The 25,049-nt window shown below is 44.8% G+C and carries 20 protein-coding genes; 11 read left to right on the forward strand and 9 right to left on the reverse strand.

All coding sequences use genetic code 11. The features are described 5' to 3' along the window. Window positions 1-37 precede the first annotated feature (37 nt). The gene (locus V7051_RS11010; RefSeq protein WP_333875013.1) at window positions 38-610 is read right to left on the reverse strand and encodes a hypothetical protein; all 573 of its coding nucleotides are present in this window, start codon (window positions 608-610) and stop codon (window positions 38-40) included. Between the two features lie 226 nt (window positions 611-836). Here V7051_RS11010 and V7051_RS11015 point away from each other — a divergent pair, with 226 nt between their 5' ends. The 3 genes from V7051_RS11015 (at window position 837) to V7051_RS11025 (ending at window position 4,964) form a co-directional block, all read left to right on the forward strand. Next, entirely contained in the window at window positions 837-1,892 is a 1,056-nt protein-coding gene (locus V7051_RS11015; protein ID WP_333875014.1) for an IS701 family transposase, read from the forward strand. Window positions 1,893-2,058: 166 nt separating this feature from the next. Next, window positions 2,059-4,017, forward strand: a complete 1,959-nt coding sequence (locus V7051_RS11020; RefSeq protein WP_333875015.1) for a hypothetical protein — start codon at window positions 2,059-2,061, stop codon at window positions 4,015-4,017. Between the two features lie 41 nt (window positions 4,018-4,058). Next, window positions 4,059-4,964, forward strand: coding sequence for a hypothetical protein (locus V7051_RS11025; RefSeq protein ID WP_333875016.1), 906 nt, complete (start codon window positions 4,059-4,061; stop codon window positions 4,962-4,964). A 424-nt stretch (window positions 4,965-5,388) separates the two neighbouring features. Here V7051_RS11025 and V7051_RS11030 read toward each other — a convergent pair whose 3' ends face one another. From V7051_RS11030 to V7051_RS11060, 7 genes are all read right to left on the reverse strand, one after another. Continuing rightward, window positions 5,389-6,708, reverse strand: a complete 1,320-nt coding sequence (locus tag V7051_RS11030) for an alginate export family protein (protein WP_333875017.1) — start codon at window positions 6,706-6,708, stop codon at window positions 5,389-5,391. Window positions 6,709-6,871: 163 nt separating this feature from the next. Next, window positions 6,872-8,662, reverse strand: a complete 1,791-nt coding sequence (locus V7051_RS11035) for an ABC transporter ATP-binding protein (protein ID WP_333875018.1) — start codon at window positions 8,660-8,662, stop codon at window positions 6,872-6,874. Window positions 8,663-8,675: 13 nt separating this feature from the next. Further along, window positions 8,676-9,695: an ABC transporter permease gene (locus tag V7051_RS11040; RefSeq protein ID WP_333875019.1), complete on the reverse strand. Its 1,020-nt coding sequence runs from the start codon at window positions 9,693-9,695 to the stop codon at window positions 8,676-8,678. 64 nt (window positions 9,696-9,759) lie between these two features. Then, complete coding sequence (locus V7051_RS11045) at window positions 9,760-10,110, reverse strand: cupin domain-containing protein (RefSeq protein ID WP_333875020.1); 351 nt, start codon at window positions 10,108-10,110, stop codon at window positions 9,760-9,762. Between the two features lie 77 nt (window positions 10,111-10,187). Next, window positions 10,188-11,588 carry a CmpA/NrtA family ABC transporter substrate-binding protein gene (locus tag V7051_RS11050; RefSeq protein WP_333875021.1) on the reverse strand — a complete coding sequence of 467 codons (1,401 nt, stop codon included), beginning with the start codon at window positions 11,586-11,588 and terminating at the stop codon, window positions 10,188-10,190. 324 nt (window positions 11,589-11,912) lie between these two features. Next, a complete protein-coding gene (locus tag V7051_RS11055; protein WP_333875022.1) occupies window positions 11,913-12,305 on the reverse strand; it encodes a DUF2721 domain-containing protein in 393 nt (130 codons plus the stop codon). Window positions 12,306-12,352: 47 nt separating this feature from the next. Continuing rightward, on the reverse strand, window positions 12,353-14,599 hold the full coding sequence (locus V7051_RS11060) for a methyl-accepting chemotaxis protein (protein WP_333875023.1): 2,247 nt from the start codon (window positions 14,597-14,599) through the stop codon (window positions 12,353-12,355). Window positions 14,600-15,322: 723 nt separating this feature from the next. Here V7051_RS11060 and V7051_RS11065 point away from each other — a divergent pair. Then, a complete protein-coding gene (locus V7051_RS11065; protein WP_333875024.1) occupies window positions 15,323-16,240 on the forward strand; it encodes a GAF domain-containing protein in 918 nt (305 codons plus the stop codon). Between the two features lie 224 nt (window positions 16,241-16,464). Here the strand turns inward: V7051_RS11065 and V7051_RS11070 are convergent, their stop codons facing one another. Then, window positions 16,465-17,670, reverse strand: coding sequence for an EAL domain-containing protein (locus V7051_RS11070; protein WP_333875025.1), 1,206 nt, complete (start codon window positions 17,668-17,670; stop codon window positions 16,465-16,467). Window positions 17,671-18,008: 338 nt separating this feature from the next. Between V7051_RS11070 and V7051_RS11075 the strand changes: the two genes are divergently transcribed. The 7 genes from V7051_RS11075 to V7051_RS11105 all read left to right on the forward strand — a co-directional run bounded on the left by V7051_RS11075 (window position 18,009) and on the right by V7051_RS11105 (window position 25,011). After that, window positions 18,009-18,968: a PDC sensor domain-containing protein gene (locus V7051_RS11075; protein ID WP_333875026.1), complete on the forward strand. Its 960-nt coding sequence runs from the start codon at window positions 18,009-18,011 to the stop codon at window positions 18,966-18,968. A 120-nt stretch (window positions 18,969-19,088) separates the two neighbouring features. Continuing rightward, on the forward strand, window positions 19,089-20,003 hold the full coding sequence (locus V7051_RS11080) for a hypothetical protein (RefSeq protein WP_333875027.1): 915 nt from the start codon (window positions 19,089-19,091) through the stop codon (window positions 20,001-20,003). A gap of 709 nt (window positions 20,004-20,712) precedes the next feature. Then, window positions 20,713-21,564: a hypothetical protein gene (locus tag V7051_RS11085; protein WP_333875028.1), complete on the forward strand. Its 852-nt coding sequence runs from the start codon at window positions 20,713-20,715 to the stop codon at window positions 21,562-21,564. Window positions 21,565-21,670: 106 nt separating this feature from the next. Continuing rightward, window positions 21,671-22,039 carry a hypothetical protein gene (locus tag V7051_RS11090; RefSeq protein WP_333875029.1) on the forward strand — a complete coding sequence of 123 codons (369 nt, stop codon included), beginning with the start codon at window positions 21,671-21,673 and terminating at the stop codon, window positions 22,037-22,039. Window positions 22,040-22,065: 26 nt separating this feature from the next. Beyond that, on the forward strand, window positions 22,066-22,758 hold the full coding sequence (locus V7051_RS11095) for a C39 family peptidase (RefSeq protein ID WP_333875030.1): 693 nt from the start codon (window positions 22,066-22,068) through the stop codon (window positions 22,756-22,758). A gap of 18 nt (window positions 22,759-22,776) precedes the next feature. Then, window positions 22,777-23,268 carry a hypothetical protein gene (locus V7051_RS11100; RefSeq protein WP_333875031.1) on the forward strand — a complete coding sequence of 164 codons (492 nt, stop codon included), beginning with the start codon at window positions 22,777-22,779 and terminating at the stop codon, window positions 23,266-23,268. A 417-nt stretch (window positions 23,269-23,685) separates the two neighbouring features. Then, window positions 23,686-25,011, forward strand: a complete 1,326-nt coding sequence (locus V7051_RS11105) for a transporter (protein ID WP_333875032.1) — start codon at window positions 23,686-23,688, stop codon at window positions 25,009-25,011. Window positions 25,012-25,049: the final 38 nt, after the last annotated feature.

A 25,049-nucleotide genomic window follows, 5' to 3' on the forward strand; every position in this document is an offset into this window, starting at 1 on the left:
TCGAATTCGGCTTGGATATTCATGCCTAATTACAGATTTAATCCACTACCAAATTTTTATCATTAGTTAATGGCATTTTTGGCAAGACATTACAAATTTTAGCTTGTTCTACATCATGATTGGTCCAATCTGCATTTATTTTTAAATTTTTTATAACTATAAAAGCCATAGGAATTGCGCTCAGAGGACCATTGTTTAAAGCACTTCTTTTACCATTTGAAAAATATGATTGACGCTTAGCTAGCGAGTACCAAAGATCAGAATATTGAAATATTTTTGTATCCAACCAGTATCTTTCTATTTGAACAATCGCATATTCGAATGTCATACTAAATTTATTGCTTTGGATTGGTTTAACATTAACTATGGTGTTGTTGTTCATAATCACTCTATTAAAGTCAGCTTTTTGCGAAATAGAGTGAGATTGTCTTTGAACAGCATTATTAATAAAATCTTGTAATTCAGCTTGTAATTCAGGATGCAGTTTTAAAACGAGATTTCTTGATGCCTCATTCTCCTGTTCCATTTGTGCAAATTCAGGTTCAAATATAGGGTCGAAATGGAGTGATGTTTCATTCTGAATAGATAAAGAAGGTTTTTGGCTCGGCATACTAAGAGTTAAAGCACTATCCCCAAATGAACCATCAAGAGTTTTAGCAGGCTTAACTAATTTATTTTCTTTAGATGATGTTTTTAAAGATTGAAAATTATCAATAAATTCGTTTATATCAAATGAGTCTTTTAAATTTTGTCATTTTTACTCACTGATGTTACGCACTGAAGAATTAAAGGCATAGAATATTCCCTGTTAACTGGATTCATGTGAGGTAGATGTCATGAAAAATTCTCTGTTAGAGTTATACAGCGATTATCTAATAAGTTCGTTCGCCCAGACCACCGCAACCGGTTTGTCCGAACTGCTGGATCATGAGGTTAGCCATGATCAAATCAGCCGATTTTTAGCCGGTGCGGCTTACACGTCCCGCGACTTGTGGTCGCTGGTAAAGCCAACCCTCCGCAGCATTGAGGCGGACGATGGGGTGCTGATCTTCGATGACACCATTGAAGAAAAACCCTATACCGATGAAAACGAGATCATCTCATGGCACTTTGATCATGGCCAAAACCGTACCGTCAAAGGCGTCAACATTCTCAACTGTCTGTATCACGTCAATGGGGTCAATGTGCCTGTCGCTTTCGAGATCGTTCACAAGGATCTGCTGTTTTGTGACACGCAAACCCGGCAGGTTAAGCGCCACAGCTCTGTTACCAAAAACGAGCAACTACGTCACATGCTGCGAGTGTGCCAGCAAAATCAACTGCGTTATCGCATCGTGTTAACCGATAACTGGTTTTCCTCCAAAGAAAACATGGTTTTCATTAAAATCGAGCTGAACAAAGATTTTGTCATGGCCCTCAAAAGCAACCGGACCGTTGCCCTCAGCCTGGAAGACAAGCGCCAAGGTCATTTCGTGCGCGTGGATGCGCTGCCGCTAGAAGACAATACTGCACGACTGGTTTTCATCAAGGGGCTTTCCTTTCCGGTGATGTTGACCAAACAAGTCTTTAAAAACCAAGACGGAAGCTGCGGTGTGCTCTATTTGGCGTCCAGCGATCTCCAGCAAACTTACGACCAGATCACGACACTCTATCAAAAACGGTGGAACGTCGAGGTCTTCCACAAATCCATCAAATCCAACACCGGCTTGGCTCATTCACCGACCCGCACCATCCGGACTCAAAGCAACCACTTTTTTGCATCCATCTATGCTTTTTTCAAACTCGAACAGCTCAAGCTTAAGCATCAAATCAACCATTTCGCGTTTAGAAATAAGCTTTATCTCAAAGCCTTGCAAGCCAGTTTTGCCGAACTGCAACGGCTCAGCGCGTAACATCAGTTACTCATCCAAACAAATCAAATAATTACTGATTTATGCAACAAAGCCAAATAAACTGCACTTTTAGACAATCTTTGAAAACATAGTAAGGCTTTATAAAAGTCTTCAGCCATATTTAAAGAAATTTACCTTGTCAACTTGAACACTTTTGGTCATGAATATGATAGAAAATAAAGCAATAATTATTATCGCCGTATCAAAATATAATGGCCCATATTCTAATCTTCCTGGAACAGTGACAAGTGCAAGAAGGCTTCGCGAATGGGCTGAACAGACTGATGAGGACTGCAATTATAATGTTCTTTATTTAGCTGATGATGAATATGACGAAATAAACGTCCAGCTCGTGCGCGAAAAAGTCACCGAATTTTTGAATAACAACCTAATAGACCGACTGATTGTTTACTTCGCTGGTCACGGTATTGCTCGTTCTGCGGGAGATCAGTTCTGGCTTCTCACCGATGCAGCTAACGATCTGCGCGAAGGAATCAATGTAGAATCTTTCAGGCGGGGCTTATTGAAATGCAATATCGGCGCGTACAATGATGAGCAACCGGGGCAATTATGTATCATTGGTGATGCTTGTCGAAATACAGGTCGTGACGCTATCGACTTTTCCGGTGATCCGATTTTAACATCAACAGCAAAGATGAACAGGCGAATCCAGCTTGACAGATTTTTATCTACAGGACTGGGGGATTATTCATTTCAAATTGATAGCGTTGGTAGCCAAAATGCTTACTGCCTATTTTCGGAGGTGATGCTAGGTGCTCTGCGTGGTGAAGCTAAAGAGGCAATTGAAACCGAAGATCACCGATTCAAGCCAGCCGTCACTAATCATAAGTTAGCGGATTATCTTCAGAAAGAAGTTACAAAGCGTACGGCTGCAATTGATGAGGACATGGAGCCTGATCTTCTTACTGGTATCCATCCTCCTTATAATTTCTATAAGCTACTAAAGGAACCGCTCCCGAAAGTGATGCCTAGTTCGGATAATCCACAATTAGCAGAGGCAATTAGGATGGCAGCTTTTCGATCCCCAGAAAAAGATAGACTATCAAAAGTTCAAGAACATCAAAGGCAAACTCTTTTGCAGGGGAAACGGCATATCGAAGAAGTGTTCGAGACGTTCAAAGAAGACTACGAATATCGTCATTTCTTTCCTGATTTCCATCGTAGAGATTTCTCAACTATTTGTGATTTTTCACCAGACTTGGTTGCTGTGCCCAACGGCGCATCGGTTGCTGTGCAATCGTTCGGTCTCTTCTACAGGATAATAGTAACTCATTGCGAAGGTGGTGCACCCATTTTAATCCGTCAAGGTGATCAGTGGCTACTTACGCCTTATTATCCTAACGTTATAACCGTTATTTTTCGCGATTTGCCTGGCGATACCTTGTTTTATTGTCCTGGAAGGAGTCGATGGCGCGAGAGGGAAAGAATGATTGATTCGCGACACAGGGCGATGGAATGGATAAGTCAATGGACTGACTGGGATACTTATTTAAGTGATTTTTCAAATCTCGATAATCATGCGCCATTACGTGCTGCCGATGCCAATAAATTCGCCGATAGAATCAGAATTGGAAAAGAGGAGTTCCCACATCAATCGGTAACAGCAGGATACCTCTATGAATTTTCGAACGATTATGCCAATATTGCCAGAACTGCACATTATATGGAGCGAAATACAGGAACAGTACCATTCGATTTAGCGTTGTTATGCGTGGACAAAATCGAATGGCGTAGAGAAGATAATAAGCTTGTCGCATTTGCAGATTTACCAGCAGTGGAACGTTCAAAACCCACTGACAAAGCGAACAATCGTCCCAATTACGCCTATAGGGAATTTGAGGCACTCAAGGGTGTCCGACTCTGGGGAATTGCTCCAATATTTAGTCAAGGCTGGAGCTTCATGCAGACGGAACTATACCTTGAAATTCCAGAATCAATTCGGCAAATCGGCAAAATGACGAGCGGACGATCAGCGTCAAGTTTAACAGAAGAGGGGCTTACAATGTTTCTCGAAACTTTTGACTATCGTATTGTTGAAACTAATAGTCCTGGTAGCTCCAGAATCGATGATGTTTCTGGCTCTCAAGAAGCTGAAGACTGGTAGTAAAAAAACAGTTTATTATTAAATTTTTAGGAGCATTTGTGATGACAACAGTCCTTCTGATTCACGGCATTAATAATCAGGACAATTCGAAAGAAAACATTCTAAAAGAATGGGGTGATGCCCTTAGAAGCGGAGCTGCCAAAGAGAATCTAACAATACCCAGTGATGCGAAATTTATTGCGGCATTTTATGGGGATGCTCTCCTTGGCGAAACGGAAAGTTGGAGCAAAAATAAACCAGTTTCTCGTCCTATGAGTGTCGATTCTCCTGATGAGGATTTCGCAAATGACGAAGTTGCGGCATTGTACCTCGAATTCCAACAGAAATATGGTATCAGCGATGAGCAAGTCTCAAATGAACTCGACGAGGAGGACAACTTTAAAACGCATAAACGCATGGCAAAAGGGATTCACAAAAAATGGTTAAAAGCAATTGCACGATGCTTAGAAAATATACTTCCATCAAAGGGCAAGGGAATCGCAAGCAAATTTTTGACTCAAGCAGCAGCCTATCTTCACAAACCAGGATTAAAAGAAAAAATTGATGATCTGGTTAAGGAGCAGATATTTGATGGATTATCTAAAGATGAAAATGTTGTCATCATTAGTCACTCACTTGGCACCGTTATAGCTTACTCTTTATTGCTTCGTCTTAGGCATCAAGTCCATATCAAATTGCTACTCACCGCAGGCTCACCTCTAGGCATTGAAATTGTTAAACGTCGACTTGGCTCTCCGCTTATTTGTCTACCAAATGCGGATAAATGGGTGAATGTATCAGACCACGAGGATTTCGTTGCTCTTCAACCTAAACTAAACGGTGCAACTTTCGGGTGCGATAAAATCATAAATATTGACCATATAGACAACGGCGATGAAGATGCCCATGACATTCTTAAATACCTCGCTCATGGCGCTGTAGCGCAAGAAATTGTGTCGAGCTTCTGAAGTAATTTTGATGAAACTATCGTTTGCATATAGTGTACATATAAGTTTTCTCATTACTGAAAAGTAAATTCTGTAAAACAGAACAATTGTAATGGTCAGATGCACGGGGGGCTAAGTTATGAATGACCCGTTAATGACATTTAGCAGACCTTAACGGCACCTATTCTAAGGACAGGTTTTGGCCGATAGTCGCAATTCGAAAAGCCGTACTCTGGGCGTCAATAACAATTGCGCTGTATGTTATGGTCAATTCGCGCCCACAGTATTAAATCAATTTTAGATTCAACTCATAAGTGCAAAGTTAGGTAGCGTCTGCGAGTATCCCGCCTAAGCTTGATTTTTTTGTAACTACTCAGCAGATGATGATTTTTTCTAACCGCTGAATAGTTACGATTTTCTGGGATTATTGCAAACCGGACAATTGCTAAAAACTGATATTCCCCTGCAACCAGATTTTTTGGGTATCTGTATTAGAGAAGGTATCGGCTCCGCTATAGTCGCTTGCACTGTAATAAGCGTATTTAGCCAGCACCGAATAATGCTTGCCGAATTTCTTAAGCGCCGAGAAATCCCATTCATCGCCGTACTTAATTTGCCCGGTATCGTCGGTAAAATTATGATAAACCCCTGTTAAGACAACTTCGCCACGGTCAAAAGTGGAAATCATGGTGGCGAACACATCGCGAATACCGTTTTTAGGCGTTACCAGGAATAAGTCCGCCCAGCCCTGGAAGGCATGGTTGGTGCCTAGCGGCGTATCGAAGGTTTTATTGGTGCCTTTACCGTCTAGTTGCTCTACAGCGCCCTGAAAAGTGAGGTTATAGGCCGTAAAGCCGCCCATCACATTGATACGACTGGCTTGATACGCGGTTGGCCCATGGCCGTAATCTTTTTGCAAGCTCCATTCAGCGGTATAAACCAGGCCGTAGTTATCGCTCAATTTTAGCGTATCGCCCGGTTTCATAAAGTTTGTCATGCGCAAACCATAGCTTTGGCTTGATTTTTCATAATTTTCACGCTCGGTATAATCCAGCCAATAGCCGTAACCGACCAGGTTGCCGTAATCGCCGACTTTATAATTGATGTTCAGAATCGGGGCGTCGATATGTTCGTTGGTGGCTGTAAACGTTTGTACATTCCCGATAAAGCCTGCGTTAACAGTCAGGCCGAATAGCTGTTGATTGTTGTGGGTGATCAGCACCGAATCGAAGGTTGTTTCCATTTGCCGCCAACCGACGTTGCCGATAAAACGGTCGTCATCGAACTTGATGCGTTGCCGCCCGCCTTTAATTAGCGTATCGGGAATACCGGCATAGCTGAGCCATAATTGGTTGAGTTCGCTTTTTTCAGGGTCGGCAATCGTTGAGTAGCCGGTATTGCTGTTACGCGAACTATTATAATCGTCCACCATTGCAAGATTACCTTCGTATTCGGCGTAACCCTGAATGCCATGGAATACCGGAGACAGTAAACCGATGCGTAAACGCGAAGTAACGCCATTAGCGGTGTGTGGTTGTCTTGCCGCAGGCAGGGCCAGGCCGGTTGCCGGGTTTTTGGCGATGCCCTGATCAACGTTTTCCCAACGCGTGTTCAGGTCGAACTTGATCGCGCCGTTTTTACCGTAATGATAGAAATTAAGCGCATCCTCAACATCCTGGGTAACGCCGGCGAAAGCTGAGCCGCTGACTACTGACAGGGCCAATAGTGATGCAGATAAAGGGTTTTTTCTTTGTTGCTGCGGCATAAAGCCTCCTTCATTAATTTAAAATAAGAACTTGGTATAGCGATTAATTCACCACGAAGACACGAAGGACACGAAGTTTTTATCTTCAATGCGTAGGATGTGCTTCGTACCTAAGCACACCTACGCATTGAATATTTTCGTGCTGTTCGTGGATTATTTATGTCTAATGCGTATGGTCGCATTCGGTCAGAAAGCTCAAGATGCTTTCCCGGTATTTGTAGTAATCGGGATGCTCGAGCAGGGCTTTGCGGCTGCGCGGTCTTGGCAAATCGATCTCTTCTATTTTGCCGATTTTGGCGTGCGGGCCGTTGGTCATCATTACCACGCGGTCTGCGAGCAAGATCGCTTCATCGACATCATGGGTCACCACGATGGCCGTTACATGCGTTCTTTCCCAGACTTCCATCAACACTTCCTGCAATTCCCAGCGGGTCAGGGAATCTAACATGCCGAACGGTTCATCCAGTAACAGCAGTTTGGGCGACAAAGCAAAAGCGCGGGCAATGCCGACCCGTTGGCGCATGCCGTTGGACATGTCTCCGGCTTTTTTGCGCAGTGAATCGCCCAAACCGACGCGGGTCAGGTAGTATTCGACAATATCATCGCGCTCCGATTTGGCGGCATGAGGATAGACTTTATCCACGCCCAACATGACGTTTTCAAACGCGGTCAGCCAGGGGAACAGGCTGGGTGCCTGGAATACCACGCCTCGATCCGGCCCGGCGCTGGCGATTTCCTTGTTGTCCAGGATGATTACGCCTTCGGATACGCTGTTTAAACCGGCGGTCATCGATAATACGGTTGACTTACCGCAGCCGGAATGGCCGATGATCGATATGAATTCGCCTTTTTTCATTTTCAGGTCGAAGCCGTCCACGACTTTAACCGAACTGTTGCCGTCGGGTGTGGGGTAGATTTTGCCTAGCTTTGAAAATTCCAGGTAACGGGCGCGGCCTAAATCGTCCTTCGTGGGTTTTATCGCCAGGGATGGTGTGTATGCCGCAGGTCCGTCGGGAACGGACGCAGCGAAGACCGATTGGTCGCGATCCCAATCATTGCTGGTATTGGGCTTAACATTGGGCAGGACGACTTTTTCAGCGCTCGCCCCCAGGTTTTTCTCGATGCCGATGTCCATTAAATAACGGGTGATTTCGGCGCGTAATCTTTTAAACTCGGCATTATGGTTTAATGCAGTCCGGTCTCTGGGACGTTCGATATTGATATGAAAATCCGGGCCGAAAGTCGCATCAGGGCCGGGGTTCAACGGTATGACCCGGTCCGCCATGTAGATGGCTTCATCGACGTCGTTGGTGATCAGAATGACGGTTTTCTTTTCCTGCTCCCAGATTTGCAAAATCTCGTCCTGCAGGTTGCCGCGCGTCAACGCATCCAGCGCGCTGAGCGGTTCGTCGAGCAGTAAAATATCGGGGCTGGCGGCCAAAGCCCTGGCTACGTTGACCCGTTGCCGCATACCGCCGGAAAGCTCGGCAGGTTTTTTATCCATGGCCGCACCAAGGTTAACCATCCTGACGTATTTCTCGGTATGCGCTTTGCGTTGTTCGGCCGTCCAGTCTTTAAATATCTGATCGACCGCCAACGCCACGTTTTCAAACACGGTCAGCCACGGCATCAGCGAATAGTTTTGGAACACTACGCCGCGATCCGGCCCCGGTGCGGTAATCGGTCGGCCTTGTTTCAGCACTTCGCCGCTATCGGCCTGGATTAACCCGGCAATGGTTGAAATCAGCGTGGTTTTGCCGCTGCCTGAGAAGCCGACAATGGCAATGAATTCGCCTTCTTTGATGCTCAGGTTGATGTTGTTGAGGATGGATGTCGCGCCGTAGCTTTTGCAGACAGCTTTTAATTCCAGTAAAGGCTGGTGGGCGTCATTCGATGGCGCAGGCGATTTGGTCTGCATGCGAGTATTTACAATATTAAGATTTACGACGGACATCTTCGGCTCCTGATTAAAGCGCTCTACCGAAAGAGAATATATTTTGTAAGGACTGCATGATGCGGTCCAACGCAAAGCCGATCAGCCCTATGGTAAAGACCGCGACCATGATTCGGCCTAATGAGTTGGAACTGCCGTTCTGGAATTCATCCCAAACGAATTTGCCCAGCCCAGGATTTTGCGCCAGCATTTCCGCAGCGATTAACACCATCCAGCCCACGCCCAACGACAAACGCATGCCGGTGAAGATATAAGGCAATGCGGACGGTAAGACGATTTTCTTGATTTGGGTGCCCCAGCCCAGGCGTAACACTTTGCCGACATTGATCAGGTCTTTGTCTATAGAAGTCACGCCGACTGCGGTGTTGATAAGAGTCGGCCATAGCGAGCACAAGGTGACGGTGATTGCGGAAGTCAGGAAAGACTTTTCAAACCAGGAATTATCGCCGGTTACATAGACGGCGCTGACCACCAGCGTGACGATGGGCAGCCAGGCCAACGGCGATACCGGCTTGAAAATCTGTACCAGCGGGTTGATAGCGGTGTTAAAGACCGGGCTCATACCGCAGAGCAGGCCGAGCGGTACGGCGATCAGTGTGGCAATCACAAAGCCTGCAAACACCGTGTAAAGGCTGGTGAAAATCTTGTCCAGATAAGTGGCTTGTCCGTTATAGGGACGGACTTTGATTTCAGCGGCCGGATCTTCCGCTTGCTTTTGTTCGTTGCGGTCTTGCTGGCGTTGGTAATAGGCGGCTTCTTTGGCCCGTTCGGCGAAATGATCGTCCAGCAATCCGGCCGCTTCGTGCCATACGGCGACTGGGCCGGGAATAGCGCCCAGGCTGGTGTTGATTTTGGATGCGGAAAAGCTCCACAGCCCCAGAAAGACCATAAAAGCGAGTATGGGCACACCCATGACCAGCCACAGTTGGCGGATTTGCAGCGAGGCATTTTCTCCGGCGGCTATTTTTACAAAAGGAACAAACCAGGTTAGCCCGGTTATGTTTAAAAATTTTATGAGTTGATTGTAGTACATGTTTGGCTCCTAAATTTTCGACGACTGTAACAATGGGTGCATTTGTTTGCGCATCGTTGCTTTGTTAAATAGGTTGATATCCGGCGTCAGCAGGTGAGACTACCGAAATAAACACCAACGGTTCGGGGTTACTGTTAAATACTCCATGGATTTCACCGGTATGAGCCACGACGACATCGCCTGCGATAATCGGTCTGGTGGTTCCGTTGTTGTCCAGATGATAGTGGCCTTGGCCTGCCAGTATCGTCCAGGTGTCCTGTCCATACGGATGAATATGCAGCGGGATTTGCTGCCCTTTTTTAATGTGCCAAGCCACGACTACCGCATCTTTAGATCGGGTGACAACCGAACGTATCGGCTCACCGTCAGTCGGATGAAAGAAAACGGAACTGTTTAATATTCTTGGTGTTGGCATGTTTAAATTCTCCCTAAATAGACTCACGGGCTGGTTCCCAATCTGGAGCTTGGGGACCAGCGGGTGATGCATCTCAACTACTCAACCACCTTGCCACCGACCACTTTTTGCTTGCCTTTAAGGCCGATCGCAAATTTAGTTAAATAATCATTGGGTTTGGTCGCGTCGAAACTAACACCGTCAATGAAGTCTGCACTAGGCGGCTTGATGCCGGTTTCGCTGTCGGAAGGAAAATCGCCGGCTTTTGCTTTGCCTTCGGCGACCAGCGCTTTAGCAGCAGCCATATAGATATCAGGGCGGTACACTTTTTTAGCGGTTTCCAGGTACCAGGAGTCGGGTTTGAATTCGTTGATTTGGCCCCAGCGGCGCATTTGCGTCAGGCTCCAGATCGCATCGCTGTAATAAGGGTAAGAACCGTTATGACGGAAGAACACGTTGAAATCGGGCAGGTCGCGTTTGTCGCCTTTTTCATATTCGAACGTACCGTTCATGCTGTTCGCAAGAACCTCGTAGTCGGCGCCGACATATTGTTTTTGCGACAGCATTTCTACGCCTTCGTTACGATTTTTGTTGTTTTCCGCATCCAACCACATCGATGCGCGAATCAACGCCTTGATGACTGCTTTGTGAGTGTTGGGGTTTTTGTCGGCCCATTCTTTGTTCACACCGAAGATTTTTTCAGCGCTGTTTTTCATCAACTCATAATCGCTGATGACCGGTACGCCGATACCTTTGAATACGGCTTGCTGATTCCAAGGTTCGCCTACGCAGTAACCGACGATCGTGCCTGAATCCATCGTGGCGGGCATTTGCGGCGGCGGTGTGACAGACAGCATTGCCTCGGCGTCGATTTGGCCGGACGTATCTTCAGGCGGTGCGTAAAATCCAGGCTTGATACCGCCGGCCGCCAGCCAGTAACGCAGTTTCATATTGTGCGTGCCGACCGGAAAAGTCATCGCCATGTTGAAAGGTTTACCCGCGCTTTTGTATTTTTCCAGTACCGGTTTTAAGGTATCGGCTTTGATCGGATGCACCGGCTTGCCGTCTTTGACCGGGATTTGCGGCTTCATTTGATTCCAGACATCGTTGGATACCGTTATCGCATCGCCGTTTAAGGTCAAGGTAAAAGCGCTGACGATATCGGCCTTGGTGCCGTAGCCGATCGCAGTGCCAAAGGGTAGGGTAGCCAGCATGTGCGCCCCGTCCAGTTCGCCGCTGACGACACGGTCCAATAAAACCTTCCAGTTGGCTTGGGCTTCCAATTGCACAGAAAGACCTTCATCTTCGAAATAGCCTTTTTCCAACGCAACCGCCAAAGGCGCCATATCGGTCAGTTTGATGAAGCCGAGCTTTAAGCTTTCTTTTTCCAGCTTTTCAGCTGCATAGGCACTGGTTGCAAAGCAAAAAGTTGATATCGCAGCCACAGCAACCAATGCCGTAACCAGTTTTTTGGCAGTAAATCGTCCGGTTTGTTTCATATTAACCTCAGCAGGTTGTAAAAAAATAAGCAAAAAAAAAGCGTCACCTGACGAAATACGTGATGTATCCGTCTGGTAGACGCCTTTGTCTGTTTTGGTTCGCCGTTGAACCGATATTTTTTAGTGCCCCGTCGTTGGAGCACCTGTATTGTTTAAAGCAATCGTTATGCCACTTTTATTAAATGCTTACTTCATAGGTTTAAGCTAATGAATATAGGCGGTTATAGTTCGTAGGGTAGGGTAAAGGGCTGATGGTTTATGTCTGTAATGCATCAATCTTGTGCGTTTAGCTACCTGTTTGCACCAACTATGAAGAATCGATGATTAATGCGCCTCCATATCTTCCAATTCGATATTGAGTGCTTTTGTTGAAAGCAATAACTCGCTTATTGATGCTAATAACGATAAAACAATAAACATCATGCTGAAGCCGAAAGTAATGTTGCCGAGATATTGCAATCCGTAAAAAATCAATCCCATAGCCAGTGTGCAGCTGATGATTCCAATGATTCCCAACACTTGCATGGCGACAATAAAACGGATGCGGAGTCTTAAGCTGTCGATCTGTTTTTTGGCAACCGGGCTTTGGGTTTTGTTAAACAGGTTGTGCTGCTCTCTAATCCGGCTGGCAATTGCCAGAAAACGGTTGGAATAGGCCAAAAACAAAACTGAAATGGCTGGAAATAATAGGGCAGGGGTGGTGATAGTGATGTCCATGGCTATTTATAAAAGGTTCATCCGGGCAAAATTGATAATAAATGCGGTCAAAACTCATCCCACTCATCACTGCCAGCAAGTTGTAACTGCCTGACATTTGTTTTGGGTAAGGTTATTTCTTTTTTCGCAACCGGCAAATGAAGGTAGCTGTTTAAATGGTTGGGTTTGGAGTGGCCTGAGTGAGTCGCCACTTTAAAGCCGTTCACTGTGAGCACCAGGTTTTGCGCTTGTTCTTCCAGTGATTCCGCCGCCGCTGCGGCCTGCTCGACTAGGGCGGCATTTTGTTGGGTCACATCATCCATTTGAGCGATGGCCATATTGACCTGTTCGATACCGGAGCTTTGTTCGGCAGAGGCGGTGGTGATTTCGGACATCATGTCGGTAACGCCACGGATGGAAGTGACAATTTCTTCCATCGTCAGTCCGGCCTGGGCAACCAATTTACTGCCTACCGAGACTTTGCCCACCGAATCGTTAATCAAATCTTTAATTTCTCCGGCAGCCGTCGCGGCGCGTTGCGCAAGATTACGCACTTCTACCGCTACTACGGCAAAGCCCCGGCCTTGTTCACCGGCGCGGGCGGCTTCTACTGCGGCGTTGAGGGCGAGAATATTGGTCTGGAACGCGATGTCGTCGATGACCGAGATAATATCCCCGATTTTATGTGAAGCGTCATTAATGTCATTCATGGTCGTGACGACTTGACCGACGACTTCAACGCCTTTGCCCGCGATGTCGGATGCGTTAACGGCAAGCTTGTTGGCTTGTTGGGCGTTGGTCGCATTATGCTGCACGGCGGAGGTCAGTTCTTCCATGCTGGCTGCGGTTTGCTCCAGGCTGGCGGCTTGTTCCTCAGTGCGATGAGACAGGTCATTGTTGCCTGCGGCAATTTCTTTAGACGCTGTGCTAATACTGTCGGTGGAGTCTTTGATGTTGCCGACCAGGTCTTTGAGGTTGTCTACAATATTATTCATACCGACAATCACTTCGCCAAAAGTGCCGGGGTAGTTCTTATCGATGGTTTGGGTTAAATCACCTTGAGCCAGGGCATCGGCGACATGCAATACGTCATTAAAGCCGACATCGCAGGTTTCCATCAGGTTATTGAGATTAGCCAGAATCCCTTTGAACATGAACTCAAATTTATCCGGATGAGTACGCTTTGAGAAATCGCCTTGAGCGCCTGCTTCTGCAAGCATTTTGATTTCGTTGTTAACTGCGAGAAAGGTCTTTTTTGCATTGTCCATAATCTCGGTAATCGCAATTGTTTCTCCCGGCAAAACGTCCATATCCATAGAAAAGTCACCTTTCGAATATTGGGAAACAATGCTGATCAGCTTTCTATTGATCAGGATACGCGATTGAATTAAGTCATTAACTTCATAGGCTATCTTGCCGTAGATACCTGAGAATGTTGAGCTGTCAAGTTGTTCTTTAACCCAGCCTTGCGCATGCTTTTTCGCCATATCGTCCAGGCCTGCAACGAAGAAGTTGATGGAATCCTGCATGGTTTTCATGGAGCGCAATAGATCCCCAATCTCATCTTTTTGATGAATGTCGATATTGGAGTTCAGATCTCCATCTGCAATGGCTCCGGCAACCTGTTGGACGGTTTTGAGCGAACCTATAATGCTGCGGCTGATCAGTACGGTAAAGACTGCCGCCATAACAACGCTGAATATGAAAATGCCGACCAGGAAGATTTCGTACCAATATATTGTATCTTGTGCTTGAGTCTCATCTTTCAGGTTACGAGCCGTCGCAAGCTGCACCACTTTATCAATAGCGCTACGGTGCTGTTCATAGGCAGTACGCATTTTTTGGAGGCTGGCCTGCGATGCGTTGTGGTCTCCTGCCTGAATAGCAGGTAGGAAATAATGGTCGGCTTCATTATAAAAGTCTTGCGCGGCCTGATAAGAAGCTTGAAGCAGTGGAGTATTGAGCTCCTGTTCCAATGTCTGGCCTAACCAATAACCATGGCGAGACTCGTATTCTATTTTTAGCGTTTGAAAACGCGCTATTAAAGCGCTGGTTTCTGTAGAATTGGCGGCTTGGGGCAGTTGCAGCGCTACCAGATAGGACTCAATGATATATTCAGGAGGCGGCAGAACGTCGGCAATAATATCTTTACCCTGAATAATGCGCTGGTATATAGGGCCATTAACATTCAGCGTATTCATGGCTTTGAATGTTGCGAAACCAAACAGTGAAAAACCGATGATCAAAGTGCTTAAAATTATCGTAAAGCGCATTTTGATAGTTAACAGACCGGAATTTTTCAATTTATTTAGCATGATGCTATTTCCTATTTCCTATTTCTATTTTATGATTGGGATTGTTAATTGGGCAACACTCCGACCAGGTCTATATTCCGGCCGGTCATAAGTTTTTTACAAACTATTATGATTGTTTTGCGTCAATTATATTAAATCTCAGGATACGTTGATGGCCTACAATGTAATGGTGTTCAAATTGTTTTGAATATTCAGAAGGATAGCTATCCGGCATAATATTTATAGTAAGAAACAATTAGTTCATCGTCAGGTTTTCTATTCTTAAATGAGATAAAAAACTTCTGTACGATGAATGCCATGCATTGAGTTTGTTAGACGACTTTGTCAATAGGGTTCGGCGTTAAACCTACATCTTCTAGTGCCCCGCCATTGGGGACCTTGTAGGGTTTAACGCAATCGTTATGCCAAAATTGTCATAGCGGTTTTTGCTAGAGGTATTATCTAATAATTATAATGACTTAGCGAATGTCTTTTATGTGACAAAGATTTTTGAGTTTCTATAAACAACGCATCGAATGAGTGCAATTCCTCTATATATTGCACCAATTAAGTTCTTTTATAGCAACTGTTCCTGATATTTTCGAGTAGAGACTGTTGCAATTGCCTGAGCTATTTTTCCAATCCGGCATAAAACCTGCTGTTACTCGAATAGTTATTATTAATTCTCAGGTATTCCGATTATGTTTAAGATAAGTCATCCTTCTATAAAGAAAACAGCTTGATATGAAAACTTTTATTAAAGTAACGGAAGTATGGATACCGACAAAAGACCGTACCCGCTTGGGATTTAGCGCGGGGCTGTATGGCCTTTTGAATGAATTCCGGGTTGCCAGTGAAAAAGAATCTTTCGCTTATGATGAAGGTTTACCCGGTAAAGCATGGGCCGCAGGTCATCCTGTCGTATTAACGGAGTTTGATCATTCTTATTTTAAGCGGACAAAATCAGCTAAAAAAGCGGGTTTGACCTGCGGTATTGCGATACCTGTTTTTTCAGGTGAATTCATAATGGCCGTGGTGGTTTTTTTGTGCGGCGACGATCAGCATCATGCCGGCGCTATAGAAGTATGGAGCAACAGTTTAGAGAACAATGCCGAGCTGGCTATTATCGACGGATATTACGGTACGTTGGATGATTTTGAAAAGATATCCAGAACAATGAGTTTTATCAAAGGTTCGGGTTTACCCGGCAAGGTGTGGGAAACAGGCATGCCCGTGCTGATAGAGGATCTGGGGCAAGCCTCCGCTTTTATCAGAAGCCCTGACGCCAGAAAAGCAGGAATAACTACTGCACTGGGGATCCCGGTTTCGGTTGTTGCCAATCAGGTTTATATCATGACATTTCTATCGGCTAAAGCGACGCCAATTGCCAGGCGCATACAGATATGGGTGCCGGATGAAAGCGGTCAACGGCTGGTATGTCAGTCAGGATACAGTAAACAAAATGATGAGCTGGCAGAAATTTTTGAAGCCGTCTCGGTACGCAAAGGCGAGGGAATATTGGGCAGGGTGTGGCTAACCGGCGTTCCCTCTATTAGAAATAACTCTGAAGGCGCCCTTGTAGAAGGACGTTTAAGCTCCATGCTTGCAATGCCTGTCATTAATGGGGGAAAGTTGAAAGCAGTGGTTACTTTTCTGTTTTAATTGGCTATCGTATCCGCCTCAAATTGGTGCGCAAGAATCAAAGCGGCTTTGTTAGAAACATTACACCTTAATGTGAGTAATGGCTATTTACGGCTGGAATTTTGTTCGGCGAAAGTGCCGGGATGGTTTTGGGAAGATTACTGCGATCAGGGTATCGTAGTCGGCTATACCTGTATTGAACGCGCAAAAAAACGCGGACGATTAAATTCTTCGAAGAGTGGAAATCATAGCCATTCGGCAGCAATATCGATCAGTAAAATACGCTCGTCGTCCAGTCTAAGCGAGAGGGTTTTACAAAGCATATCGTTATTAAAATCCCGATAGCGCTCGGATGTCACTAAACGATAGCTGTCCTTTGCCGACTCAAGTGCCAGCAATTGATAAAAATAAGGTCGCCATGCCCAATTAAAGCCAATTTGAGCGGAATCTTCGAACCACTCACCCTGGGCAAAGTTAAAATTCGATGAGATTTGGTCGCCCTCGTTATTACATAAATAGAATCGTAAAATGCCGCTTTTTTCAAACGGGTGCGCTAATAATTTTTTGAGGTTGAAATCGGTTTCCAGCGATTCTTTCAAGAGTTCGATTAACTCTTTAATGTTGGCGATAAACTTTATCTTGTGTTCTTCTTTGGCTAAGGTTTTTTTCAGGAAAGTCTTTCTTAAAGAACCGATTTGTTTTTGATAATGTAGCGGCTCATTGAACTCCGCTGTGGCGGGTGAGAACAGATAGCCTTGCATATATTGGGCGCCGCAACTTAAACCGAAATGGAAGTCGTCAACGGTTTCCACGCCCTCACAAACGATGCGGCAACCGGTGCGTTTAGCCAAGCGGGATATTAAATGCACTACGTCACTGGCTATACCGCCTTTGGCGGCATTCTGAAATAACTGCATATCCAGTTTGATGATATCGGGTTGTATCGCCATGACCCTTTCCAGTTGAGAGAAACCGGCACCAAAATCATCAATCGCTATTTTTAAGCCGTGCTGTCGGTACAGGCTGGCAATTTCAACGAGTTTGTCCAGATCGCCTTTTGATTCGGTTATTTCAATAATGACGCGGCTTCTGTCAACATTAAACTCCTCCAGCATGAGTAGTGTCGGCAAGGATGTAAAGTCAGCGAGGTGGTCGATCCAGGCTGCTGAAATATTGATGGCCAAATAGCCCTTGTAATTTGATCGACTGAATTGTTCCAGAGCTTGGCGTCGAACCAGGCGATCCCATGCTATCAGTTGTTCCGCTGCAATGTCTGGAGAGGAAAATAATTCGCCGGCCGAAATAACCCGACCATTACCGTCATGTTGCCGGGCTAATGCTTCATAACCGATAATGGTGCCGCTGGCGGCACCAACAATAGGCTGAAAATAAGGGAATAATTTTTTTTCTGGATTCATATCGAAATGATTGATTTTAAGGAGTTCTGCCATTGATTTTGCATTTTAGCACTCCGACCGACGCGGAAGTCATTGCGTTCATGCAAGCAATCGATGTGCCAAAGCTGCCGGTAATTAATGCATCAGTTTGAGCTGTTAATTTAGACAGGTATAACTTATATACTCTGTGGCGTAAGTATTTGAGCCGATGACTGAGGTGCATTAATATGGTGCAATTTTTATGGTTTTGCACCAATAAAGTTCTTTTAATAGGCTTGATTAAAGTGTTTTGGAGCGTCCATGAGGATTATGCCGTATTGATTGCCTGGCACAAAAGCTGCTTTAGTCATGGGTAATCATCATAAGTTTTCAAGGTCCAAAGCATGTCTAAAATGAGCCATATTAATGTTATTGAAAAATATGAGGAGCATCGCATAGCCATTCATAATCTGCTTTCTTCCATTTTAGGTTGTTTTGCCGATGAGAAAATGTTTGAAAAAAATCAGGAGGAACTTACCGAGTTGCTCAATTCTTTGTGTTCGTATTATCCCTTTGTAAGCCTTCTTTACTTGCTTGATGCAAAAGGCAGGCAAAGCTGCATGAATGTGCCGGGCAGTCATTTTAAGCATCATCCTAAAATCGGCATGGATGCAGATCGTAGCAACCGGCCCTATTATGTGGCTGCGATGAAAGCCGACGGCGTAGTGGTAACCGAGCCTTACCTGTCCAGTGTCAGACGGGAGTTATGCCTGTCCGCCAGCATGAAGATGAGCAATGATGACAGCTCCATAAAAGGGGTCGTTGTGCTGGATATCGATCTTGGCTCCATGCTGGCAATACTAACCGGCGACAGTCGGCGCATTCATTTCGAACCTTATTTTAAAACCATGTATACGATGATCGTACTGGGCTTGTTTACGGTGGCGTTGATGTTGCTTTACGCGGCCGGGGTCGAGGGTTTGGACGTGATCTATTTAATGATGACTCCGGAAAAACGGCTGGAGATGCCGTTGAGTGTCGTCATTTACCTGACCTTGAGTCTGGCGATTTTTGACTTGGGCAAAACAACGCTGGAGGAAGAAGTGCTGTTATACAAGGATGTACTCAGGCATAGCTCAACCCGGCGAACGATTACTCGTTTTATTTCGGTAATTATTATTGCCGTGTCCATCGAATCGCTGTTAATGATTTTTAAGTCTGCGTTAAAGAGCGATAGCGAACATATAATTGAAGCGGTTTGGATTATTATCGCCGTGGCGTTGTTGTTGGTGTCGCTGGGTGTTTATGTTTATTTGGGGAGCAAGGCAGAGGGAATGTTGTTGAATAACCGCGATAAGCAGAAAGCGGGTTGATAACATGGCAATAATAACGTAATCAAGACAAAGTATAATCTTATCTTCGGTCATTGACTGGTGCTACACGCCAGACATGAGATGATTGGGCCTTAACACAACAAATTATCAATCGACATTATGACAACAAAATATACTCCTTTAAAAGATCACGATACGCCTATCAAAGTGTTGTTTACCGGTTATCTGTGTACGGTTGGCATCGGCTATTTTTTCGCATTAGTCCAGATATTGTTTACTCATGGTATGGCGGACGGCAAGTTCGGCCTGTCTGTCGATGATATTGTTTACAGTTATTACGGTAACCGTTCAGGCACGGTCCTGGAGCAGAAATTGAATGGTTCGATGAAGGATAAGGCGCCGGAACAGGAGCGTTTTAAGATCATGGAATGGGTTAGGGACGGTGCGAGCATTGATGATTATAAGGCTGACGGTGTCGATAAAATAATCGAGAGCCGTTGTGTGATGTGCCATAACAAAGAGGCATCCGGCATACCGGATTTTACCAAGTTTGAGTCGCTAAAAGCTTTATCGACGCAAGATACGGGAGCGACCTTTAGCTCATTAATCCGTGTTTCGCATATTCATTTGTTCGGCATCAGCTTTATTTTCATGTTTATCGGGCTTATTTTCAGCTTTGCGGAAACCACAACAACGCAATATAAGTGTATTGCCATCGGCATGCCTTATGTGTTTTTAATCGCCGATATATTGTCATGGTGGTTGACTAAAATTCATCCGATGTTTGCATGGCTGGTTATTCTTGCCGGTATGGGCATGGCGGTTTCATTCATGTTTATGTGGGCGACTTCTATTTTGGAAATGTGGTTTTTTAAGCCGGTATTTATTGATGGTTTAGGCTCACGTTATTTACAGTGGCGCGATAGTTCGCAAGCGTCTGTTGCGGATCGGGCATGGTTTTATATTAAGGTGCTTGCGGAACAGATTAAACTGGCGACCACTTTTGTAACAGAACAATGGCTAACACGCGGCTGGCCTGTTGTTAAAGAATGGTTTAAAAAATATCGTCGTTAAATGGCATTGTGAGCTATAGCAATGCAGTTCGAATCACTGTTTAGACAACAAATGACTGATTATCGTCGTATCTAAATTTCAGGCTCAGCCTGATTCTCTATTGATCGCACCGTTTTTATCGTAATGATAAGAACGGGCGCATCTTCAATTTTCCGGTTATGCAGTCAAGAGCCGGTACCGGTTAAGTCTCCTTGTTAAAGCGGATGTTAATAAGCATGACCGGATTGCTACGAAAGCCTGGTTTGTTATGGTCAATCTAAGCACAGAAGTCTGGATGATGAGGCATAGGCGCGGGCAATAGGGGGCCATTGATGCATACCGTTAGATAGATTGCCGGTTTTTAATGCAGGGTATTAATTCAACTGACGCAGGTCGGATCATGTTCGACCGTACTGTCGCGCTTTAATTTTGCGGCGGAATGGGAGAGAGCATGCGTTATTCGTGTGAGTTATTGAGGTGCCGGATTGTCGGGAGCGCTCTTAAAGATAGGTCGGACTACCTAGGCAATTATACGTAACTTACTGATTTTAATGATTTATTGATATTCATTCTATGGAAATTTAAGGAATGCTTAAGGATACTGTCGCTGTAGTGGCTGGGTCAGCTCGCTGATAAATGGAGAGATAGGCGGCCGTTACACCCTCATCAGATCGTTTTATTGAACAACGTCTGATTGCATTTGATTAAATATATTCATGGAGTAATAACAATGAAACAATTTAATAAAAAAATATTAGCAGCAAGTATTGTTCTTGCATTGGGCTCAGTTTCTAACGCATGGGCAGATCTTAATGAGACTGCAACCGATAGTTTTAACAAATCAATAGCTGATAGCTTTAACAAAGCAACTACTGATAACTCTAATAACTCTGTTACGGATAACAGTACAACTACCTCAGATAGCTCCAGTCAAGCAACAACAGATAGCAGTACCAATAATCCTGACAGTTCCAATCACAGTATTACAACTACAGCAACCGATGCGGCGGCTAGTAACGGCAGTACTGCAACTTCGGATCACTCTGCTGCTACCGGAACCGATGCAGCCGCCAATAACGGCAGCACCGCTACGTCAGATCGTTCAGATCATTCCGACCACAGCTCTGCATCTGCAACCGATGCGGCGGCTAATAACGGTAGTACCGCTACCTCAGATCACTCCGATCACAGCTTAGCTTCGGCAAATGGTCAAGGTTCCGCCTCGGCTAATAACGGCAGCAACGCTTCTGCAACTACCGACAACACCAATAACGCTGATAACAGCGTATTAACTGCATCTGGAGCCGGTGCGGCAGTATCCAAGACCGGTAACATAACTACCGACTACAAGGTGAATAATTCATCTTTGTCAGGTAGTGTAACCGGTGCGCCAGTCAGCTTTGGCGGTGAGGTGCCAAAGAATTCAACTTCCTATGCTGCCAACAACAATTTGGATAATGCTTTGAATGGCAGTGCGGGCATTAACCAGACTGTTCAAAACCTTGGTCATAATTCTCTGGCACAACAACAAGTATCTTTCCAAGGCAACGTAAATGTTAATCAACCCACAGTAGCTCCTTAAGCTTTTGTAAGTTAGTCCACTGTAGTAGTTGATGATCTTTGCCGATGAGTGAGCAATCATTCATCGGCTCTTAACTACATATCATCAAAGATGGAAGGGGAACGCCATGGGAAGAATTATAAAAATTTTAAAGGGCTGTTTGGTAACTTTACTCGTAGTCATTACGCAAACTCAGGCGGCTAAAGCTGATTTCGATCAACAGGATAAGCTACTTTTTTCTTCGAGCGAAACAGTGTTGCCAGATGAGCTGGATAATGCGCGGGGTCGTGAAGGTGTCGATATAACAACGCTTAATAATATGAATGTACGAGCCACACTCAGTGGTAATCAAGCAAACAATAACGTCAACGGTTACAACATTATCGATAACGGTTCAATTACGCAGGCAAGCGGCATTACCAGTGTGATTCAAAATAGCGGCAACAATGTCATCATCCAGGACTCGACGATTGTGAATGTCACAATCGTACCTTAATAACTTTTATACATTGGAAGTGCGGCATGATAAGTTTTTTTGTTAAATGTGTTCTTCTGATACTCCCTGCATTTTGTAGCAATGCAGGTTCTTTAAACTTTAACGGTATGGCGGGCGCAGGCAACTATGACGTTCCCGTGACGAGTTTCTCGGAGCGCCGGTTCAAAACCGTTTATAAGCAGCAGTACGATTTCAGCTGCGGTTCGGCAACCTTGGCCAGTCTATTGACTTATCACTATGACGACAGGGTCGATGAACAAAGTGTGTTTGTTGATATGTATCAAAATGGCGATCAGCAAAAGATCCAAAAACAGGGATTTTCGTTACTGGATATAAAACTTTATCTGGAAAGACGCGGCTATCGCTCCGATGGTTTCAAGATCAAGTTAGATCAATTGATTACCGCTAATGCGCCGGCAATCACTATTATCAATAATAACGGTTATTTACACTTCATCATTATTAAAGGACTTAATGAGCAGGAAGTTCTGGTTGGAGATCCCGCTGTAGGCATAAAGGTCATACCCCGCGATGAGTTTGAACAAATGTGGGAGAACCGCATTTTATTTTTAATTCATGACAAACAGGATGTAGCGGCGAGGCATTTTCAGGATCAGCAAGAATGGGCGCTTCGGGTCAAGGCACCGTTAGGTTCTGCTGTTGATCGAGCCAGTTTAGGCCAATTCAATATGTTGCAACCCGGACGTTGGGATTTTTAATTACGCGGAGTGTATCGGATGAAAATGTATAAATTTAACATCTTGCGAAAATTTCTTAAGGCTGGACTGTGGATAGCAATTTTTGGCGGTTCCCACTTCGCCTGCCAAGTATCCGCGGAGGAAATATCAAACACTGCCCCCCAGCGATTTGGCAATTGGGACAGGGCGTCTGATAGCGAATTGGATCAATTAAGGGGAGGGTTTGTGCTTGCAAATGGAGTGAACGTCGATTTTAGTCTAGATAGAATCACATCATTAAATGGTGCAGTAGTTTCCTCCTCATTCTTTCAATCATCAGCCAATATGTCATTGTTCCAGAATGGAGCCCTGAATCAAGCTCCGGATTTGGCCGGGGCGGCAGGGCTGGGTTCTATTATCCAGAATAATATGGATAACCAGGTTATTAGAAATGCCACTGATATTAATATAACGGTCAGCAATTTAAAAAATCTGGACTTGAATAATAACGGCATGATTTTTAATAGTCTTATCCTACCCAATGTGCATTAATCAAATTAAACAATAGGATTTACCAAGCACTGTAACGGTGTTAGATAAAGCCTCATAAATTGTATTAAGTCATCCTCGCGCAAGGCAGGCATCAGTGCGTTCATGTCTTATGACGTTAATTTGTTGCAATACTTCTGAAGATTCTCTTTAACAAATTCAATCATTAACTAATCAATAACGGCCCGGCTAAGTATTTGTACCGATTGTCCCGATTGGTTTAATAATTTATAAAACTAACTAATTACTTATTGTTTACGCCTATCTTCTTTAGGAGGGCTTTTTATGCATCAACTCTAAGTAACAAAGGCTAAAAAATCATTAACGAATATCAATTTGTGCAGCTAAGTTCAATCCTAAATGGAAATTCAGGGAATTTAACTGTTATTAATCTAATACTTAAAAAATGGAAATAATAATATGAAGATGAAATTTTGGAGCCGGAAATTTCTTCTGTTTTTGGCTTTTAAAGGGGGCATTTATACTTGTTGTATTCTGTTTATAAGTAGCAGTTACGCCGCAACAGACAAGCAAAATTTTTCTCCTGAGCAATATAAAAAACTGATTGCCGAGCAGCAAAAAGAATTCGAAAAACAACGACAGATTATTGCTGAGCAAGGCAAAGCGCTGGAGCAGCTGAAATTGCGTCTTGACGCATTAACCAATCAAGCGCCAGAAAATAAACAGGCACCTATCCAGCAAGCATCGAATAAGCCCCAAATCGTTGCGGCAAAAAATAACAATGAGCCGTCGACATCATCCAATAAGCTTCCGTCCAAGCCAGTTGGCCAGGCGCCTCCCGGAACAACGGACAAACCAAGGCCGCCGGAAATACCTAGATTAAGCGACACCGTAGGCGGCGTGTTAACCAGAAAAGGCAATATTGTTGTTGAACCGTCGCTCTATTACGCCTATACCAGTAATGACCGGGTATTTCTTGATGCCTTTACCTTTCTTCCTGCCATTGCCATTGGCCTTATTGATCTTCGCTCAGTTAAACGGCACAGCTTTATCGGCACTTTGGGGGCTCGTTATGGTGTAACGGATCGTTTGGAATTAGAGTTTAGGCTTCCTTATGTATACCGTAATGATACCCAACGTTCACGGCCGGTAAGCATTGGTGCGGGTGTTGATGAAACATTCAATGCAAGCGGAAACGATATTGGCGATCTTGAATTTGCCGGTCGTTATCAGCTTAACAGCGGGGCCGGCGGCTGGCCGATTCTTGTCGGTAATGTCGTCGCAACGGCACCGACAGGGAAAAGTCCTTTCGATATTAAGTTTGTACAAGCTCAAGGCGTTCCCGGAGCGACATTTCCAACCGAATTGCCGACAGGCGCTGGATACTTCAGTTTTCAGCCCAGTATTACAGCGCTTTATCCGACCGACCCGGCGGTTTTTTTCGGTAATCTGAGTTATAGCTACAATGCCGAAACCAGTACCGGCGTAGGTAAAGTCGATCCGGGAGATACGGTAGGATTGAGTTTTGGTTTGGGATTCGGCATCAATGAGCGGTCCTCATATAGTCTAGGGTACTCGCACAAACATGTTTTTGATTCTCAAATTAATGGAACAAAAATTCAAGGGAGTACATTGGATATCGGGCAGCTTTTGGTCGGCTATTCGTTCAAATACTCCAAACGGACTACCTTTAACTTGTCTTTAGGTGTAGGCACTACGACAGATTCGCAGGATGTTACGCTTAACTTCAGAATGCCAATGACTTTTGGCTTATTCGACAGCTAAGGAATGATTACCACGAAGGGCAGAAGGTTCAATCTCTC

It is taken from the genome of Methylobacter sp., assembly GCF_036845245.1.
GTDB lineage: Bacteria > Pseudomonadota > Gammaproteobacteria > Methylococcales > Methylomonadaceae > Methylobacter_A.

What these genes read in the sequence shown, in the direction of transcription:
- V7051_RS11050 (WP_333875021.1), bottom strand. Translation starts at nt 11,588, where the DNA reads ATGAAACAAACCGGACGATTTACTGCCAAAAAACTGGTTACGGCATTG.
- V7051_RS11085 (WP_333875028.1), top strand. Translation starts at nt 20,713, where the DNA reads ATGAAACAATTTAATAAAAAAATATTAGCAGCAAGTATTGTTCTTGCA.
- V7051_RS11015 (WP_333875014.1), top strand. Translation starts at nt 837, where the DNA reads ATGAAAAATTCTCTGTTAGAGTTATACAGCGATTATCTAATAAGTTCG.
- V7051_RS11040 (WP_333875019.1), bottom strand. Translation starts at nt 9,695, where the DNA reads ATGTACTACAATCAACTCATAAAATTTTTAAACATAACCGGGCTAACC.
- V7051_RS11025 (WP_333875016.1), top strand. Translation starts at nt 4,059, where the DNA reads ATGACAACAGTCCTTCTGATTCACGGCATTAATAATCAGGACAATTCG.
- V7051_RS11045 (WP_333875020.1), bottom strand. Translation starts at nt 10,110, where the DNA reads ATGCCAACACCAAGAATATTAAACAGTTCCGTTTTCTTTCATCCGACT.
- V7051_RS11075 (WP_333875026.1), top strand. Translation starts at nt 18,009, where the DNA reads ATGAGCCATATTAATGTTATTGAAAAATATGAGGAGCATCGCATAGCC.
- V7051_RS11035 (WP_333875018.1), bottom strand. Translation starts at nt 8,662, where the DNA reads ATGTCCGTCGTAAATCTTAATATTGTAAATACTCGCATGCAGACCAAA.
- V7051_RS11055 (WP_333875022.1), bottom strand. Translation starts at nt 12,305, where the DNA reads ATGGACATCACTATCACCACCCCTGCCCTATTATTTCCAGCCATTTCA.
- V7051_RS11080 (WP_333875027.1), top strand. Translation starts at nt 19,089, where the DNA reads ATGACAACAAAATATACTCCTTTAAAAGATCACGATACGCCTATCAAA.
- V7051_RS11070 (WP_333875025.1), bottom strand. Translation starts at nt 17,670, where the DNA reads ATGGCAGAACTCCTTAAAATCAATCATTTCGATATGAATCCAGAAAAA.
- V7051_RS11010 (WP_333875013.1), bottom strand. Translation starts at nt 610, where the DNA reads ATGCCGAGCCAAAAACCTTCTTTATCTATTCAGAATGAAACATCACTC.
- V7051_RS11095 (WP_333875030.1), top strand. Translation starts at nt 22,066, where the DNA reads ATGATAAGTTTTTTTGTTAAATGTGTTCTTCTGATACTCCCTGCATTT.
- V7051_RS11060 (WP_333875023.1), bottom strand. Translation starts at nt 14,599, where the DNA reads ATGCTAAATAAATTGAAAAATTCCGGTCTGTTAACTATCAAAATGCGC.
- V7051_RS11090 (WP_333875029.1), top strand. Translation starts at nt 21,671, where the DNA reads ATGGGAAGAATTATAAAAATTTTAAAGGGCTGTTTGGTAACTTTACTC.
- V7051_RS11100 (WP_333875031.1), top strand. Translation starts at nt 22,777, where the DNA reads ATGAAAATGTATAAATTTAACATCTTGCGAAAATTTCTTAAGGCTGGA.
- V7051_RS11065 (WP_333875024.1), top strand. Translation starts at nt 15,323, where the DNA reads ATGAAAACTTTTATTAAAGTAACGGAAGTATGGATACCGACAAAAGAC.
- V7051_RS11105 (WP_333875032.1), top strand. Translation starts at nt 23,686, where the DNA reads ATGAAGATGAAATTTTGGAGCCGGAAATTTCTTCTGTTTTTGGCTTTT.
- V7051_RS11020 (WP_333875015.1), top strand. Translation starts at nt 2,059, where the DNA reads ATGATAGAAAATAAAGCAATAATTATTATCGCCGTATCAAAATATAAT.
- V7051_RS11030 (WP_333875017.1), bottom strand. Translation starts at nt 6,708, where the DNA reads ATGCCGCAGCAACAAAGAAAAAACCCTTTATCTGCATCACTATTGGCC.